Genomic DNA, 16,848 nt, shown 5'->3' on the forward strand with positions numbered 1-16,848 from the left:
TCTCTCCTTTCTACTGTACTACCTTTTCTTTTGATTCTTTTGTAACTGCTTTTTGGTTATTTTTCGCTAAAAAGGCACTCATTTGCGCTTCTTCAGTAGTTTCACCTGCGTCAATGTAAGATTGAATTTGACTTAACATATGCTTGTAATCATTTGGAATGACTTTAACAAACTTTTGAGAAGCCTCATTCCAATTTTCAAGGATACTAGCAGCCTTACTACTATTCGTATATTGGAAGTGACTTTGAATCATATGCTTTAACTCATCTTCTTCAGCTGTATCTTCCAAGGATTCAAAACCTATCATTTCTGTATTACATAGACCTTTAAATACTTGTTTGTCTTCAGCATAAACATAAGCTATACCACCAGACATTCCCGCGCCAAAGTTTTTACCTACTTCACCTAATACAACTACACGTCCGCCAGTCATATATTCACAACCGTGATCACCGATTCCCTCAACAACAACCTTTGCACCACTGTTACGTACTGCAAAACGTTCACCAGCCATACCATTTATATACGCTTCACCGTTCGTAGCACCGTATAAAGATACGTTACCAGCAATTACGTTTTTACTAGGGAATATGGTTGATTCTTTCGGGGAAGAAACTACTATTTTCCCTCCAGATAAACCTTTTCCAACGTAGTCATTTGCATCACCATTAAGTAGCATTGTCATTCCTTTAGGGATAAATGCCCCAAAGCTCTGACCGGCTGAACCATTAAAACGTAGTGTAATAGTATCTTCTGGTAGACCTTCTTCTCCATATCGCTTAGATATTTCACTACCTACGATAGTACCTGTTACTCGATTTATATTTTTAATAGAGAACGTTGCATCTACCTTTTCTTTTGTCTCGATAGCTTGTGTAACAACAGGCAAGATCTCTGTTACATCAAGAGATTGATCAATCTTATGATTTTGAGGTGTCTTGAACGTACGTCCACCTTCAACTTGGTATAACAATGTAGAAAGATCTAAATCTTTGGCTTTCCAATGCGCTTTCGCACGATCACTAATACCAAGAACATCTGTACGCCCTACCATTTCTTCTACAGTTCTAAAGCCAAGTAAAGCCATAATTTCACGCATTTCCTCTGCGACAAAATGCATATAGTTTACAATATGGTCTGGGTCACCAATAAACTTTTTACGTAATTCAGGATTTTGCGTTGCAACCCCTACTGGGCAAGTATCCATATGACATACTCGCATCATAACACAGCCAAGAACAACTAAAGGAGCAGTTGCAAAACCATATTCTTCAGCACCCAACAAAGCAGCCATTACAACATCTTTACCAGTTAAAAGCTTACCGTCAGTTTCTAGAATGACACGCTCTCTTAGCCCATTAAGCATTAAGGTTTGGTGAGCTTCCGCTAAACCTAATTCCCAAGGTAATCCGGTGTGTTTAATACTAGTTTTAGGTGATGCACCAGTACCACCATCATAACCTACAACAGAAATGACATCTGCACTACCTTTAGCAACCCCCGCGGCAATCGTTCCAACGCCTGCTTTAGATACTAATTTCACACTTATTCTTGCATCACGATTAGCATTTTTAAGGTCATGTATCAACTGAGCTAAATCCTCAATAGAATAAATATCATGGTGCGGTGGTGGTGAAATTAAATCTACACCAGGAGTAGATCCACGTACATCTGCAACCCATGGGTATACCTTTTTACCTGGCAATTGACCACCCTCACCCGGTTTAGCACCTTGAGCCATCTTAATTTGAAGCTCATCAGCATTAACAAGGTAATGACTCTTTACACCAAATCGTCCAGATGCAATTTGTTTAATTGCGCTACGACGTTGATCTCCATTCTCATCAACAATGTAACGTTTAGCATCCTCTCCACCTTCACCACTATTACTCTTTCCACCAATACGGTTCATTGCAATAGCAAGTGCTTCATGTGCTTCTTGACTTAAAGAACCAAACGACATTGCGCCAGTTTTAAAACGTTTAACAATTGATTCAACAGGCTCAACTTCATCGATGGATATAGCATTCGTTTTCTCGAATGAAAATAAATTTCTTAAAAAGCCTAGACGCTCTTCATCAGCAGCCTTAGAGAATTCTTTAAATAAATTGTAATCTCCTCTTCGACAAGCCCATTGTAAAGTATGAATTGTCTTTGGATTGAACGCGTGATGTTCTCCCGTTTTTCTCCATTGGAAGTCACTTCCTGATTCAAGTGATTTATCAATAGCTTCTTGATATCCAGATTGATGACGAAGGATGGCTTCTTTTGCAATCGTGTCAAATCCAATTCCATCAATTTGAGAAGCTGTACCTGTAAAATGTTCATTAATTACTTGTTTACTAATACCGACTGCTTCAAATATTTGTGCGCCACGGTAACTTTGAACAGTAGAAATACCCATCTTACTCATTACTTTGACAACGCCTTCTGTAACAGCACCAATGTACTTATTAACGGTATCTTCATAACTTACATCCAGGTTTCCACGTTCGATTTCATATTTATATGTTTCGAATGCAAGATACGGATTTATCGCATCAACACCATAGCCAAGTAATGCAGCAAAGTGATGAACCTCTCTCGTTTCACCAGTTTCCGCAATTAAACTTACCTTTGTTCTACTACCCTGACGAACAAGATATTGGTGTAGAGCACTCACAACTAACAATGCTGGAATCGCAACATTATTTCCATCCATCTTTCTATCAGATAGGATTAATAAATTAGCACCATCTGCTATTGCTTTGTCAGCCTCTTCAAAGACAGATTGTAGTCCTACTTCAAGGTTGTCTGAAAATAATGCATCAATAGTATGGCTTGTAAAACCAGTGTACTTATCCTCTCTAATCCCTTTTAACTGGTAGTTAGAAAGTACAAATGATTCCAATTGGATACGATGACAATTCGCCTTATTAGGGTGGAGGATATTCCCTTCAGGTCCTAATAACGTCATAGTAGAAGTAACAATTTGTTCACGGTATGCATCAATCGGAGGATTTGTCACTTGAGCAAACAATTGTTTGAAATAATTAAACAATGATTGAGGACGCTCAGATAATACCGCAAGTGGGACATCATTCCCCATTGCACCAATTGGATCTTTTCCTTGGGTAATCATCGGTACTAAATATTTTTCAATATCCTCTGTTGTATATCCGAAAGCTTTTTGTCTAATAAACAGACTATCAATTGTAGGTTCGTTTTCCCCTACAACACTTCCATCTAATCGCACAAGTTTTTCATCTAACCACTCTTGGTATGGATGTGCATGTGCTACTTCTTTTTTAATTTCTTCATCAGAAATAATACGCCCTTCTTCTAAATCAATTAGTAGCATCTTACCAGGGCTTAATCTATCTTTATATAGAATATTTTCTTCTTCCACATCAATAACGCCAACTTCGGAAGAATAAATAATGTAATCATCTTTTGTTACATAATAACGTGCGGGTCTGAGACCATTACGGTCCAATATTGCCCCAATTTGCTTTCCATCTGTAAATGTAATGGAAGTAGGACCATCCCACTGCTCCATTAAACAGCTGTGGTATTCGTAAAATGCTCGTTTTTCCTCGGAGATATGTGGATTTTTCTTCCACGGCTCAGGAATAAGCATCATAGCCGCGTGTGCAGGTGTTCTTCCTGCCAATGTGAAAAATTCCAACGCGTTATCCAATGTTGATGAATCACTACCGTCAGCATTTAGAATTGGAAGAACCTTTTGAAGATCTTCACCAAACGCCTCAGACACAAATTGTTGTTCACGCGCTCTCATCCAGTTAATGTTCCCTCTCATCGTATTAATCTCACCATTATGGATAAGGTAACGGTTAGGATGAGCACGTTCCCAACTAGGGAATGTGTTTGTACTAAATCTAGAGTGAACAAGTGAAAATGCAGACACAAAGTCTTCATCTTGCAGTTCTAAATAAAATTCATCTACTTGATTAGGTGTAAGTAACCCTTTATATACAATAGTTCTGTTAGATAGACTAGCAAAATAAAAGCGCATTTCACGTTTTTCTGCCCAGTATTCCGCTTGCTTTCTAATCACGTATAATTTTCTTTCAAACACTAATTCATCCGTAATATTATCATTAGCACCAATAAACACTTGTCGTACTACTGGACAAGTTTCCTGTGCGTTTATTCCGATTTTTCTGACATCTGTTGGTACAGTTCTCCAACCAATAAGCTGTTGACCTTCTTTTGCAATTATTTCGTTTACATACGTTTCAATTTCTTCTCTTTCTTGGTCATCCTTAGAGAAGAATACCATACCTACTCCATAACGCCCTTTTTCTGGTAATGTAAATTCTGGGCATACTTTACGAAAATATTGATCTGGTATCTGTACCATCAAACCTGCGCCGTCTCCTGTATTCGGATCACTACCTTGACCACCACGGTGATCTAATTGACATAACATATTTAAACCTTTTTTAACTATGTCATGAGTAGCCAGACCTTTCATGTGTGCATACAAACCAATACCACATGCATCATGTTCGAATTCAGGACGGTATAGCCCTTGTGCTTTAGGCATCTGATTATAACTCATTTTTTATACGCCCCCGTTTATTCTATACTTTTAAGGTGTCTATTTACATTGTAGGTTTATTTATTCATCCAAACAATATATAATATAGATGAAAACAATCTCAGTTTGAGATGGATTGGATTGGAGTGGTAAAAATGGAGTTGAGACAGCTTCGTTATTTTATGGAGGTAGCTGAAAGAGAACACGTTTCAGAAGCGGCAGCTCATTTACATGTAGCACAATCTGCTATCAGTAGACAGATTGCAAATTTAGAAGCAGAATTAGGTGTTTCTTTATTTGAAAGAGAAGGAAGAAACGTAAAGTTAACACATATAGGGAAAGTTTTTTTAGCTCATACTAAAACCGCAATGAAGGCCATTGATCATGCAAAAAAGCAAATTGATGAATACATTGATCCAGAACGCGGATCGATTAAGATTGGTTTTCCGACCAGTTTAGCTAGTAACCTTCTTCCTACGGTAGTTTCCGAATTTAAGAAGAAACACCCTAAAATAGCTTTTCAACTTAGACAAGGTTCTTATAATTTTTTAATTGAATCAGTAGAAAACAGAGAAATAGATGTTGCCTTTTTGGGACCTGTACCAACCGACCACCCTGAACTTAAGGGAGACATTTTGTTCACTGAAAATTTATCCGCCTTGGTTCCTAGCACTCACCCTTTGTCCGAAAGAAAGAGTGTTAACCTTAGAGATTTGCGAGACGAACCGTTTGTACTCTTTCCGAAAGGGTATATACTACACAAGCTTGTGATTGATGGCTGTAAACAAGCTGGATTCAGGCCGAATGTCACCTCGGAGGGAGAAGATCTAGATGCCATCAAGGGACTCGTTGCTGCAGGAATTGGTATTACTCTTTTACCAGAAAGTGCATTTAGTGAAGTGAAGCCACATTACAGTGCCAAAGTTAACATTAATAATCCTGAATTAAGAAGAACGGTTGGCATTATCATACCTAAACATCGAAACTTAGCACCTTCTGAAAAAGTATTCTACGACTTTGTTAAAGATTTCTTTTCCATTTTGCAACAATTTCAATAATGCCTATAGAATAATTAAGATAGTATATGTGTCCACCAGTTCATATTATAATGAAGAAACAGTTTATTGCTCTTATTATCTATGTATATTAGTTAAAGAAAACAAGATCTAGTTGCAACATCTTTTATCCCCTTCCATATACGATAATAATTCGAAAATTGGTGGGACGTGCTGTTTTAACATGTTATCCACATTCAGCAGATGGTATAATTTTTTAAAACAATGAAAAAAAGGTAAGGTTATGGAAAACCATAACCTTACCTTTTTGTGTTTGATCTTTTTGCGTTATCCTCTAGCTCTGATTTAGGACGTTGGTTAGCCTCGTCTTCTGTAAGTCCTTGAGGATTTACACTAGTTCTAGGTCGATGATCATAATTAGTCTTCTTATTGGTCATTTAAAGCCACCTCCAAGGATAGTCTTTACAATGACAAGGTGACTTATCCAAGATATCAAATGTTTCTTAGATTACCTTATTCATCCATCTAGAAGAGTTTTTAAATTCAAGTTGTTTTTCTAACATGTGTTTCACACGTTCACCGTTAATTTTCCAAGAAGCATCTTCTAAAGAACAAGAAACTGGAACCTCTGTATGAATTTTGGCCAGGTTTCTTGATAAATGAAGCATATCTATATTTTCTTCAATTTTTTTCTTAATCCCTTTAGATAATTTATCCAAGTTGTTAATGATTTCGTCAATCGAACCATATTCTTGAATCAGCTTGGTTGCTGTTTTTTCACCAATGCCTTTAACACCAGGATAATTGTCAGACGTGTCCCCCATCAAACCTTTTAAATCAACTATTTGGAGCGGTAAAAGTCCTTTAGCTTCATAAAAAGAGTCATTCTTATAAACCTCATAATTCCCCTGGCCCTTTTTCATAATTGCAACTGATACATGATCTGTAACTAATTGAAGCATGTCTTGATCTCCAGTAACAATTAATACATCATTTTCTTCACTATATATATTCGCAAGAGTCCCTATACAATCGTCTGCTTCATATCCCTCTAGACCAATATTTGGCACTTCAAAAGCATCTACAACTTCTTTAACAATGTTGAATTGTGGGATAAGTTCAACAGGTGGTTCTCCGCGGTTGGATTTATAGCCATCGTACATTTCAGAACGAAATGTTTTACTACCCATGTCCCAACAGCAGATAACATGACTAGGATCAAACGTTTCAATTGAATTAATAAAATAGTTTAAAAACCCATAAATACCATTTGTTGGAGTTCCTTTACTATTAATCATAAAATTGCCTGAATAGGCTGTTGCATAAAAGCCTCTAAAAAGTAACGCCATTCCGTCCACTAATAAAATTGTTTTTCTATTTTCCATTATAATCGTCCTTAATCAATAAATTTATTAATCTATCATAATACTCTCATAAATTCACAGATTAACCAAGTGTAATTTCTTTATTAAATGTATATAAATGGTAGAATTCCTATCTTGCAATTGGCATCTTCACCATAAAGGTTGTTCCTTCATTTACAATACTGTCTATTAATATTTCTCCCTCATGATTACTAATTATCTTGTGACTTACCATTAATCCTAAGCCTGTACCCTTCTTTTTAGTTGTAAAGAAAGATTCTCCGACCTTGTCCAAGTATTCTTTAGGAATTCCACAACCAAAATCTCTTACTTTTACAAAAGCTTTTCCTTCTTCAGTATGTAACTCAATGACTACTCTTTGATGTGTTTCTGAAGCTTCTACAGCATTTTTAATTAAATTAATAAACACTTGTTTAAGTTGAGATTTATCTCCGAATACACGAACAGGGTCTTCTTTAGGTCTCCAAGTGATTTGGATATTTTTACTACGTGCTGTTGAATTAATTAAAAAAACAACTTCATCTATAATTTGAACCATATTATGGGAATTCATTTCTTCCTTTGGTTTCGCGAAACCTAGTAGGTCATTAGCAAGTTGTTCAATTCTTTCTATTTCTGAATTTAGAATATTGATATAATCTTTTGTTTTAATGGTTCCTGCTTGCATTAACTGCAAAAACCCTTTAATTGATGTAAGTGGATTTTTAATCTCATGAACAACACCTGCACTCAATTCACCAATTACGGCTAATTTTTCAGATTGTCTTAGGAGTTTTTCAGATTCGATTTGATCTGTAACATTACGTGAGTCAACAATGACACGGAAGTCATTATTTCTTGTAAACACTTTGGCTTTTGATTCCATCCATAAGTAATCTTCATCTTTACATTTCACCCTACAACATATATTACTAGTAGTCACAGACTTTTTTAACTTTTTGTAGGCGTTAAGTAACACGATTTTGTCATCGGGGTGGATGTACTCATATATATTTTTCCCTCGAATCTCATCTTCACCATAGCCTAGTAACCCTTCTACTGATGGGGAAACGTATTGAATAGTCCCATCAAAACTAATTTCCGTTATAACATCAGAAATATTCTCGCTTATTAATTTATATTGCTCGACACTTTGTACGTATTCTTTTTCGTATAGCTTTCTTTTCGTTATATTATGTATATGGACTTGAGCATATACCTTTCCATCTTGTACGTATGGTGATGCAAATACCTCTACATCAATTGGAAACCCATTCTTATCAATAAATACTTGCTCCATTGCTTCTACTTTTTCTTTATCTTCAATTACCCTCTTTAACCTCTGCTTACAGGCCTCTTTGTAGTCCGAATGGAGAATTTGTTCAAAATCGAGTAAATCTTTATAACTATAACCTAACAACTCATAAACATACTTATTAGCATAGATTATTTCTCTATTATCAACTACTAGTATCCCAGTAGTTGAATTATTTATAATTTGTGAGTAATCTAAAGAATTCATATAAGTTACCAAGATATCCCCCCTTCCTTAAATTAAACACGAATACTAGACAATTGTAACTAAATTATGTACATTATAAAATACATTTACATCTATTTCTATTCTACTATACCATTTTCTAACGGAGTGTGACTAATGACAAAACAATTAGAGTTAGCAACCTTTGCAGGTGGATGCTTTTGGTGCATGGTAAAACCATTTGATCAATGGGAAGGTGTGGAACAAGTTATTTCTGGATATACTGGAGGCTCGTTGGATAACCCAAGCTACGAGCAGGTAAAAACAGGAACAACAGGACATTATGAAGCTGTCCAAATCACCTTTAATCCATCCATTATACCATATGATCAAATATTATCTCTTTATTGGCCACAAATTGACCCAACTGATGCTGATGGCCAATTTCAAGATAGAGGACCACAGTATCGTGCTGCAATTTTTTACCATACATTGGAACAGAAAGAGGCTGCCGAACAGTCCAAACAAGAGATTATTAATAGTAACCGTTTTAAAAAGCCAATTGTTACTGAAATCCTACCTGCTTCTAACTTCTATCCAGCAGAGGATTATCATCAGGACTTCTATAAAAAGAGCGAGAAGGAATACAAAGAGGATCGAGAGAAGTCTGGGCGAGATGAATTTATCAACCAGCATTGGGAAGAATAATATGCCTGTTAGGGAACCGTTCTATATAGAATGGTTCCTTTTTTATAGTACTGTTTCACCTTAACCAGTTTACATAATATTATTATGGTCTATAGTAATTTCTCTGCTATTAGTCGATATGATTTTACTTTATCGTCGAAATCATAAATGTTGGTTATAATTAGAAATTCATCCGTATGATATAGATCACTTAATCGCTCTAATTCATCCTTCACCTTATTCGGAGTACCTACAATGGTACGCTTCCTGTTCTGTTTAATTTTATGTATATCTACTTCAGTAAAAGTATTGCTTTTAACCTCCTCAATGGAAGGTACTTTCGTATCTCTTCCCGCTCCTACATTTAATAACCATTTATCCTGACTAAGTGCAATTTCTTCTGCTTTTTCTTGTGTTTCAGCACATACAACAAAAATACAAACATTCGATTGCGGCATCTCGCTATTCTCTGATGCTAAAAATTGCTCACGATAAGTAGTCAACACTCTTTCACCATTGGTGGGGTTTATAAAGTGACCAAACGTATAACCTACACCTAAACGTGCTGCATTATATGCACTTCTTTCTGATAGTCCTAATATCCACATATCAGGGTTTGTATCCGTTCTTGGGCTAGCTTTAACAAGTCTATAATCGTGGTCTCGCGGCAATGTATTATGAAGAAATCCTTTTAGATCTGTTACTTTTCTCAGAAAGGAGTTCATACCTGATTCAGCCCCATCGGTTAAAGCCATCCTTGTTTTTTCAGATCCGCCAGGCGACCTACCTATTCCTAAATCAATTCTTCCTGGGAATAATCCCTCTAGCAATTTAAAGTTTTCCGCAACTTTTAAAGGTGCATACTGTGGGAGCAATACCCCGCCAGATCCGACTCGTATTCGCGATGTTGCAGAAGCAATTCTTGCGATCAATATTTCAGGCGATGTACTTGCTAATCCGTTCGTACTATGATGTTCTGCAACCCAATATCTACTATACCCCATTTGTTCTGTAATTTTTGCTAATTTTATAGTATTTTCTAATGCACTAACGGGACTGGAACCACGAGAAATCGGAACCTGATCTAAAACACCTAATTTCATCTAAATTGACCTCTTTTCAGTACACATTTTTCCCCATAGAAATAACGTCTATGGTAAATCCTTTTGAGTTCTGCACAGTAAAATCATCTATTATATCATAATCTAAGGATTCATATAGTTTAACATTCGTACTTACCTGTTTTCTAACATTACACCAGATTAATTTACATTTCATTTTTCTTGCAAACTCCTCCAACCAACTAATGAGCGCCTTGGCTATGCATGAGTAGACCAGTTATTAATTAAGGGAAAAGAAAAAAGAGTGATTTACCACTCTTTCACCTCGGGACGGTCCCCTTTACTATTCCCTTTTTTAGAGAAACGATTGCGTAATTCTTGTTTAACTTCGTCTAAACTTACATCTTGGTCTGCCATTAGTACAAAACTGTGATAGATTAAATCACTAACTTCATTTACTATCTCTTGCTTATCCTTGTTTTTAGCTGCAATTACAACCTCACCAGCTTCTTCAATAACCTTTTTACCGATTTTATCGATCCCTTTTTGAAACAGATAATTAGTGTAAGATTTTTCAACTTCTTTTACTTTTCTTTGTTCAATCTCGGTCATGACTTCTTCAAAAATCGTTGAAGAAAAGCTGTTTTCCAATAGAAATCCATCCCCAGTTTCAATATTAACACCAGTATGGAAACAAGAATTATTTCCTGTATGACAAGCTGGTCCATGTGGGGTTATACGAACTAACAAAGTATCTTGATCACAGTCTAATTGGATCGATTCTACAGTTTGATAGTTACCAGATGTAGCACCTTTGTTCCAAAGCTCTTGACGAGATCTCGAATAAAACCATGTTTGCTTTGTCTCTAATGTTTTCTGATAAGATTCTTCATTCATATAAGCTAACATCAATACTTCGTTTGATTGATCGTCTACCACGATAGTAGGAATTAAACCTTTAGAGAAGTCCGGCTTCACGTATATCCACTCCTTGTTGTGCACAACTCTGTTTTACTTGTTTAATAGAAAATGTTCCCTCGTGAAAGATTGATGCTGCTAACGCTGCTGATACATCTGTTTTCTCAAATACCTCAGAAAAGTGTTCCGGTTCTCCACATCCACCTGAAGCGATGACAGGAATTCTAACTGCATCTACAACCGCTTGTGTAAGCTCGATGTCAAAACCATCTTTCACACCATCAGTATCAACACTCGTTAGTAATATCTCCCCTGCACCTTTTTGCTCCGCTGTTTTTGCCCATTCAATCGCATCAATTCCAGTATCTTTGCTTCCACCATGTGTCATAACGTGCCATCCATCATTAAATTTTTTTGCATCGATGGCCACTACAATACATTGAGCCCCAAATCGATTAGAAGATTCAGCTATTAGATTAGGATTAGCTACAGCAGCAGAGTTCATTCCTACTTTGTCCGCTCCTGCTTTTAACAGTCTAGTAACATCGTCTATTGTTCTTACTCCACCACCAACTGTAAAAGGGACAAATACATTTTCTGCGGTTTCACGAACAATATCCACCATCGTCTGTCTTCCTTCATTCGTTGCGGATATATCTAGAAATATAATTTCATCTGCTCCTTCTTTTGAATAAAGAGAAGCCATTTCCACAGGGTCACCTAGTTCACGTAAAGAAACAAAGTTAGTACCTTTTACCACTTTTCCTTCTTTAACATCAAGACATGGGATAATTCGTTTTACTATCACTGAACCGCCCCCTTTAATTTGACCTTCCCTTCATAAATTGCCTTCCCAACAATCGCTTCTTCAATTCCAATCGAATCTAGTTCTTCTAAATCTTCGTTACTTCTTATTCCACCTGAAGCTACTATTTTACAAGAGACAGCCTTTTGTAAATCTTGTAGTGCAGAAAGGTTTGGACCAGCCATTGTCCCGTCTCTAGATATATCTGTAAAGACGATGGTTTGAACACCTAATGATTCCATTTTCTTAGCAAATTCTATATAATTTACTTCCGTAACCGTTTCCCATCCTCTAGTTGCCACCATTCCATCCTTTGCATCAATACCGACTACGATATGTTCCGCATATTTTGCAATGGCATCTTGTAAAAACTGTTCATCCTCTAGCGCTGCAGTACCTAACACTAACCGACTCGCACCAACTTCAACTAATTTTTCAATAGTATCTAGGTTTCTAATTCCTCCACCAACTTGTATTGGAACAGTAGCTTTTTGACAAAGTTTTTTGATTAAATTATATTGTCTAGCATCGCCATTTCTAGCACCATCTAAATCAACAATATGAACTATCTCCGCCCCGTCTTTTAAGAAACTTTCAAGTTGGGATTCGGGATCACTCCCAACTTGTGTTGTTTTAGTAAAGTCTCCTTGGTATAACCGAACACATTTCCCATCAATTAGATCGATTGCAGGTAAAATCTTCATTCCTATTCCTCCTCAACAAAACGGAATCAAATTGAATATCCTTTACTCCGTTGTTTTCAAAAATGCTTTTAAAATTTCGACACCGACTTCTCCACTTTTTTCAGGATGAAACTGAATACCATAAACATATCCATTTTGAACAATACCAGGGATTTCTGTTCCGTAATCAGTTGTTGCAACTAAGTAGTTGGCTTCTGTTCTTGCTTCAAATGTATGAACAAAATACACATGCTTGTCTTGAAATGGTAGAAATGCAGTATGGCCTTCTTTGATAGTTAAAGCGTTCCAGCCTATGTGTGGAAGTAAATAGGGTGTATCAATTTGCTCTACAGTTCCAGGTATAATATCTAGTCCCTCTGTAACGCCATTTTCAAACCCAGTTGTAAATAACAGCTGCATTCCTAAACAAATTCCTAAAAAAGGTTTTTCTTTTGCTAATTGCTGTAAAGGTTCCTTTAGACCCCGTTCCCTAATTTCTTCCATGGCGGCCTGAAAAGACCCGACCCCAGGTAAAATAATGTGTGTTGCTTGCTTTAGTTTCTCTACATTGTCTGTAAGGGTAACATCATGGCCTAACCTTTTAAATGCGTTTGACACACTAGCAACATTACCCATTCCGTAATCTACGATAGCAATCATTCGATTAACCCCTTCGTTGAATTAACCCCCTGTATATCCGGATTGATTCGAATTGCTTCTGAGAGAGATCTCCCTAACGCTTTAAACAAAGCTTCCACTTTATGGTGTGTGTTGGCTCCGTATAGGACTTTAGCATGTAAAGTAATTCCTGCTTGAAAAGCAAAAGCTTGGAAAAACTCCCTTACTAGTTCTGTATCGAAGTTTCCTAGTTTTGGGTTCTCAAAAGAAGCATCAAATACTAAAAAAGGCCGCCCGCTTATATCGAGAGCAATAAAACCAAGTGTTTCGTCCATTGGAACGTATGCATTGCCATAGCGACTAATTTGCTTCTTATCCCCTAATGCCTCTCGCAATACTTGACCTAGTACAATTCCAACGTCTTCCACAGTGTGATGGCTATCAATGTGTAAATCTCCATCTGCTTTCACAATTAGTCCAATACGACCATGTCTGGCTAGTAGTTCTAGCATATGGTCAAAAAAACCAACACCAGTATTGATTTCAACATTAGAACTGTCATCTAAATTAATGGCAACAGAGATATTTGTCTCATTTGTTTTTCTATCCTTTTTAGCTGTACGCAAAGTCATATCCTCCTATTCGATATCTTTTACTGTCCGCTTTATTACTGCCCTTGCGTGTCCAGCAAGTTGTTCTTCTGTAGCAAGGTTGATTACGTGCTCGGACGCTTCGTTTAGTGCACGTTCTGAATAATATAAAAAGGTTGATTTTTTAATAAAATCATCTACAGACAATCCGGAGGAAAACCTTGCTGTTCCTGATGTTGGTAGTACATGATTCGGACCAGCGAAATAGTCGCCAAGAGCCTCTGGCGTATAGTGCCCAAGAAAAACAGAGCCTGCATTTCTAACTTTTCCTAAATAATTCATTGGATTATCTAATTGGATTTCTAAATGCTCAGGTGCTAATTTATTTACTAAATCAAAAGCTTGATCCGTGTTTTCGACTAACACCGTGGCACTTTTGTTTATAAGTGCCTCCTCAGCAATTTGTTTTCTAGGAAGATCACTACATTGTATTTTTAATTGCTCATTTGTTTCTCTAATTAATTTTTCAGATGTGCTAAATAAGAATGCACGTGCATTCACATCATGCTCAGCTTGGGCAATTAAATCTGCTGCAACAAAAGATGGGTCCGCAGATTCATCAGCTACAATGGCCACCTCAGAAGGACCCGCGATCATGTCAATACCAACATCGCCAAATACAAGCGATTTTGCTGCAGCTACATAAGCATTTCCTGGACCAACAATTTTATCTACAGAAGGAATAGTCTCTGTTCCGTAAGCAAGTGAAGCAATTGCTTGAATTCCACCGATTTTGTATATTGTTGAAACACCTGCAATTTCAGCAGCAACAGAAAGGATTGGTGCAATTGTTTCACCATTTCGAGCTGGGGTTACCATGATCACTTCCTCCACCCCAGCAAGTACTGCTGGAATGGCATTCATTAATACTGAAGATGGATAACAAGCCGTACCACCTGGAACGTAAATCCCTACTTTTTCGATAGGACGAAATAGCTGACCAGATACAATGTTCTCATCCACATTCATGAATCTAGATGATTGTAATTGTTTCTTATGAAAGTCTCTAATATTTTTAGCAGCGAGTTTTAAAGATTCAATTGTTTTGGGCTCAATTTGTTCCCAAGCCTGTTGTTTTTCTTCTTCGCTCACTATTAAGTTTTCAGGTACAATCCCATCAAACTTTTCCACATATTTATATAGCGCTTTATCACCATTACTTCGAATATCTTGAATAACCTGATTAGCAGTTTGAAAAACCTCACTGTTTACTTGGTTGTTTTTTTTAGAAGACAAGAACTGATTAACAAAATCTTCTGATGATAATTTTGGGATCATTTTACCTTTACCCCCTCTTGAAACGCCTCTATTACCGGTGTCAACTTCTCACGCTTTATTTTAAGAGAGGACCGATTGGCAATACAACGAGCACTAAACTCAAAGAATTCTTCTTTTATAACCAACCCATTTTCTCTCAAGGTATTCCCTGTTTCAACTATATCGACGATCCCATCAGCTAAACCTAATATAGGCGCTAATTCAACCGAACCTTCTAATTTAAAAATATCAACAGACTCCCCTTTTTGACGGAAAAACTCTTTCGTGATATTGGTGTATTTACTTGCGATCCGACGTTTTCGATCTGGCCATTCTTTGCCTTTTTCTGTTGCTAGAGCCATACGACATTGTCCAAATGGCAGTGGGAATAAATTGTAGACATCCGGTTGAAATTCAGCAAGGATATCCTCCCCTACAATCCCAAGATCGGCAATCCCATTTTCTACGTAAGTCGTGACATCGACACCTTTTGCAAACACAAACAAAAAATCATCTGTTTCTACTCTTAATTTTCTCCCCTTATTTACTAATGGATCTATATCATAATTTAATGATTGAAAAAATTTCAAAAACTGTTTCTCTAATCTACCTTTAGTTAATGCAATACACGGTTTCATTTTTGTACCACCTTATATTCATCGTTTTCCTTTACGATCTGCAGTATTTTGTCATAGTCCCCTTCATTTATAAGGGTATATTGGATATCGACTATTGCTTCAGGGTATGTTGTACGCAAATTTTCAGCATAAACATGTGTTTCCTCATTTGCTATTATGCAAATTTTGTCTATTTTCTCCTGTAAAGAATAGTGATCAGCCAAAACGTCTACATCAAATGCCAACCCAACTGCTGAAATTTGTTCATTAAATTGCTCATATAATTTATCGTACCTTCCTCCTGAGAAACAGGTGGAACCGTCTGTAGCAAGGAATCCACGGAACATCGTACCACAATAATATGGCAGATTCTTTACACGACCAAGGTCAACTAAAATATCCTGCACGCCTAAATCCTTTAATAGAACAGCTAACTGTTTTAAATGCCCTAAAATGTCTAATAATCTACTATTACCAGCCCATAACTTTTCATACTTTTCTAGTACATCAAAAGATCCATATGCATCAATTAGCATGGATAATTGATCAGCAATGTTAGAATTGCCACTGTTAGCGACAATCTGATAAACCTCATCTTTTCGCTTATCATGCATCGCCATTCGTAATTTTTCTAATTGATCTGTCTCTAATTTAAGCGGTGATGTTAATTCATCAAAAATTCCAGTATGCCCTAATTCTATTAAATAATGGTCAATATGTAATTCTTTTAGATAATGTATAGCTGTTAACAGACATTCACTTTCCCCAAGTAATGGCGTAGTATGGACAATCTCTACACCAGCCTGTCTGCTTTCCGTACCATGTTTGTCGCTCCTAAATATCGAACCCTGATAGGACCATTTCAATTGTGATGGATGTTGACTTACAAGTGCTCTTGCAATAGCTGTTGTCCAGTCTGGTCGAAGTACTTCAATTTCTCCATCCCGATTAAACCACTTCAACATATTTTGCAGTTCCATTCCTGCATATTTATTTGTAAAGGTATTGGCATATTCTACAACTGGTGTTGAAATCTGTTTGAAGTTACGCTTCGTGGTAACTTGGCGGAATATTTCATAAGCTTTTAATCTACTATTAAGACGATTTCCGATCTCATCTTGACTTCCTGCGGGTAAAAACATTTCCGAA

General features: G+C 36.8%; 16 protein-coding genes. 2 read left to right on the top strand and 14 right to left on the bottom strand.

Annotated features, from left to right (window positions below; all coding sequences use genetic code 11):
* Positions 1-10 precede the first annotated feature (10 nt).
* Positions 11-4,564 carry a glutamate synthase large subunit gene (gltB, locus tag H7K77_RS08255; RefSeq protein WP_186577331.1) on the bottom strand — a complete coding sequence of 1,518 codons (4,554 nt, stop codon included), beginning with the start codon at positions 4,562-4,564 and terminating at the stop codon, positions 11-13.
* A gap of 134 nt (positions 4,565-4,698) precedes the next feature.
* Between gltB and H7K77_RS08260 the strand changes: the two genes are divergently transcribed.
* On the top strand, positions 4,699-5,601 hold the full coding sequence (locus H7K77_RS08260) for a LysR family transcriptional regulator (RefSeq protein WP_186577332.1): 903 nt from the start codon (positions 4,699-4,701) through the stop codon (positions 5,599-5,601).
* A gap of 257 nt (positions 5,602-5,858) precedes the next feature.
* On the opposite strand, the gene H7K77_RS08265 is transcribed toward H7K77_RS08260, so the two are convergent.
* The 3 genes from H7K77_RS08265 to H7K77_RS08275 form a co-directional block, all read right to left on the bottom strand.
* Positions 5,859-5,996: a small, acid-soluble spore protein L gene (locus H7K77_RS08265; protein ID WP_186577333.1), complete on the bottom strand. Its 138-nt coding sequence runs from the start codon at positions 5,994-5,996 to the stop codon at positions 5,859-5,861.
* A gap of 66 nt (positions 5,997-6,062) precedes the next feature.
* Positions 6,063-6,944, bottom strand: a complete 882-nt coding sequence (locus tag H7K77_RS08270) for a 5'-3' exonuclease (RefSeq protein ID WP_186577334.1) — start codon at positions 6,942-6,944, stop codon at positions 6,063-6,065.
* Positions 6,945-7,053: 109 nt separating this feature from the next.
* A complete protein-coding gene (locus H7K77_RS08275; protein ID WP_222599278.1) occupies positions 7,054-8,445 on the bottom strand; it encodes a PAS domain S-box protein in 1,392 nt (463 codons plus the stop codon).
* Positions 8,446-8,580: 135 nt separating this feature from the next.
* On the opposite strand from H7K77_RS08275, the gene msrA reads away from it, so the two are divergent.
* Positions 8,581-9,111, top strand: a complete 531-nt coding sequence (gene msrA, locus H7K77_RS08280; RefSeq protein WP_186577336.1) for a peptide-methionine (S)-S-oxide reductase MsrA — start codon at positions 8,581-8,583, stop codon at positions 9,109-9,111.
* Positions 9,112-9,200: 89 nt separating this feature from the next.
* On the opposite strand, the gene H7K77_RS08285 is transcribed toward msrA, so the two are convergent.
* The 10 genes from H7K77_RS08285 to H7K77_RS08330 all read right to left on the bottom strand — a co-directional run bounded on the left by H7K77_RS08285 (position 9,201) and on the right by H7K77_RS08330 (position 16,841).
* Complete coding sequence (locus H7K77_RS08285) at positions 9,201-10,193, bottom strand: LLM class flavin-dependent oxidoreductase (RefSeq protein WP_186577337.1); 993 nt, start codon at positions 10,191-10,193, stop codon at positions 9,201-9,203.
* Positions 10,194-10,209: 16 nt separating this feature from the next.
* Positions 10,210-10,368: an N-acetyltransferase gene (locus H7K77_RS08290; RefSeq protein WP_186577338.1), complete on the bottom strand. Its 159-nt coding sequence runs from the start codon at positions 10,366-10,368 to the stop codon at positions 10,210-10,212.
* A 92-nt stretch (positions 10,369-10,460) separates the two neighbouring features.
* A complete protein-coding gene (hisIE, locus tag H7K77_RS08295; protein ID WP_186577339.1) occupies positions 10,461-11,129 on the bottom strand; it encodes a bifunctional phosphoribosyl-AMP cyclohydrolase/phosphoribosyl-ATP diphosphatase HisIE in 669 nt (222 codons plus the stop codon).
* On the bottom strand, positions 11,110-11,877 hold the full coding sequence (gene hisF / locus H7K77_RS08300) for an imidazole glycerol phosphate synthase subunit HisF (RefSeq protein ID WP_186577340.1): 768 nt from the start codon (positions 11,875-11,877) through the stop codon (positions 11,110-11,112). The genes hisIE and hisF overlap by 20 nt, the downstream gene beginning before the upstream one ends.
* Positions 11,874-12,578, bottom strand: coding sequence for a 1-(5-phosphoribosyl)-5-[(5-phosphoribosylamino)methylideneamino]imidazole-4-carboxamide isomerase (gene hisA, locus H7K77_RS08305; RefSeq protein ID WP_186577341.1), 705 nt, complete (start codon positions 12,576-12,578; stop codon positions 11,874-11,876). The genes hisF and hisA overlap by 4 nt, the downstream gene beginning before the upstream one ends.
* A 42-nt stretch (positions 12,579-12,620) precedes the next feature.
* The gene (hisH, locus tag H7K77_RS08310) at positions 12,621-13,217 is read right to left on the bottom strand and encodes an imidazole glycerol phosphate synthase subunit HisH (protein WP_186577342.1); all 597 of its coding nucleotides are present in this window, start codon (positions 13,215-13,217) and stop codon (positions 12,621-12,623) included.
* Positions 13,214-13,807, bottom strand: a complete 594-nt coding sequence (gene hisB, locus H7K77_RS08315; RefSeq protein WP_328701070.1) for an imidazoleglycerol-phosphate dehydratase HisB — start codon at positions 13,805-13,807, stop codon at positions 13,214-13,216. Before hisB ends, hisH begins: the two co-directional genes overlap by 4 nt.
* Positions 13,808-13,813: 6 nt before the next feature.
* A complete protein-coding gene (hisD, locus tag H7K77_RS08320; protein WP_186577344.1) occupies positions 13,814-15,103 on the bottom strand; it encodes a histidinol dehydrogenase in 1,290 nt (429 codons plus the stop codon).
* Positions 15,100-15,720: an ATP phosphoribosyltransferase gene (gene hisG, locus H7K77_RS08325; protein ID WP_186577345.1), complete on the bottom strand. Its 621-nt coding sequence runs from the start codon at positions 15,718-15,720 to the stop codon at positions 15,100-15,102. The genes hisD and hisG overlap by 4 nt, the downstream gene beginning before the upstream one ends.
* Entirely contained in the window at positions 15,717-16,841 is a 1,125-nt protein-coding gene (locus H7K77_RS08330; protein WP_186577346.1) for an ATP phosphoribosyltransferase regulatory subunit, read from the bottom strand. The genes hisG and H7K77_RS08330 overlap by 4 nt, the downstream gene beginning before the upstream one ends.
* Positions 16,842-16,848 lie beyond the last annotated feature (7 nt).

The sequence above is a fragment of the Aquibacillus kalidii genome (assembly GCF_014280935.1).
GTDB classification, from domain to species: Bacteria; Bacillota; Bacilli; order Bacillales; family Amphibacillaceae; genus Aquibacillus_D; species Aquibacillus_D kalidii.

Coding starts and splice junctions, on each gene's coding strand:
- gltB (WP_186577331.1), bottom strand. CDS start 4,564: ATGAGTTATAATCAGATGCCTAAAGCACAAGGGCTATACCGTCCTGAA.
- H7K77_RS08260 (WP_186577332.1), top strand. CDS start 4,699: ATGGAGTTGAGACAGCTTCGTTATTTTATGGAGGTAGCTGAAAGAGAA.
- H7K77_RS08265 (WP_186577333.1), bottom strand. CDS start 5,996: ATGACCAATAAGAAGACTAATTATGATCATCGACCTAGAACTAGTGTA.
- H7K77_RS08270 (WP_186577334.1), bottom strand. CDS start 6,944: ATGGAAAATAGAAAAACAATTTTATTAGTGGACGGAATGGCGTTACTT.
- H7K77_RS08275 (WP_222599278.1), bottom strand. CDS start 8,445: ATGAATTCTTTAGATTACTCACAAATTATAAATAATTCAACTACTGGG.
- msrA (WP_186577336.1), top strand. CDS start 8,581: ATGACAAAACAATTAGAGTTAGCAACCTTTGCAGGTGGATGCTTTTGG.
- H7K77_RS08285 (WP_186577337.1), bottom strand. CDS start 10,193: ATGAAATTAGGTGTTTTAGATCAGGTTCCGATTTCTCGTGGTTCCAGT.
- H7K77_RS08290 (WP_186577338.1), bottom strand. CDS start 10,368: ATGAAATGTAAATTAATCTGGTGTAATGTTAGAAAACAGGTAAGTACG.
- hisA (WP_186577341.1), bottom strand. CDS start 12,578: ATGAAGATTTTACCTGCAATCGATCTAATTGATGGGAAATGTGTTCGG.
- hisH (WP_186577342.1), bottom strand. CDS start 13,217: ATGATTGCTATCGTAGATTACGGAATGGGTAATGTTGCTAGTGTGTCA.
- hisB (WP_328701070.1), bottom strand. CDS start 13,807: ATGACTTTGCGTACAGCTAAAAAGGATAGAAAAACAAATGAGACAAAT.
- hisD (WP_186577344.1), bottom strand. CDS start 15,103: ATGATCCCAAAATTATCATCAGAAGATTTTGTTAATCAGTTCTTGTCT.
- hisG (WP_186577345.1), bottom strand. CDS start 15,720: ATGAAACCGTGTATTGCATTAACTAAAGGTAGATTAGAGAAACAGTTT.
- H7K77_RS08330 (WP_186577346.1), bottom strand. CDS start 16,841: ATGTTTTTACCCGCAGGAAGTCAAGATGAGATCGGAAATCGTCTTAAT.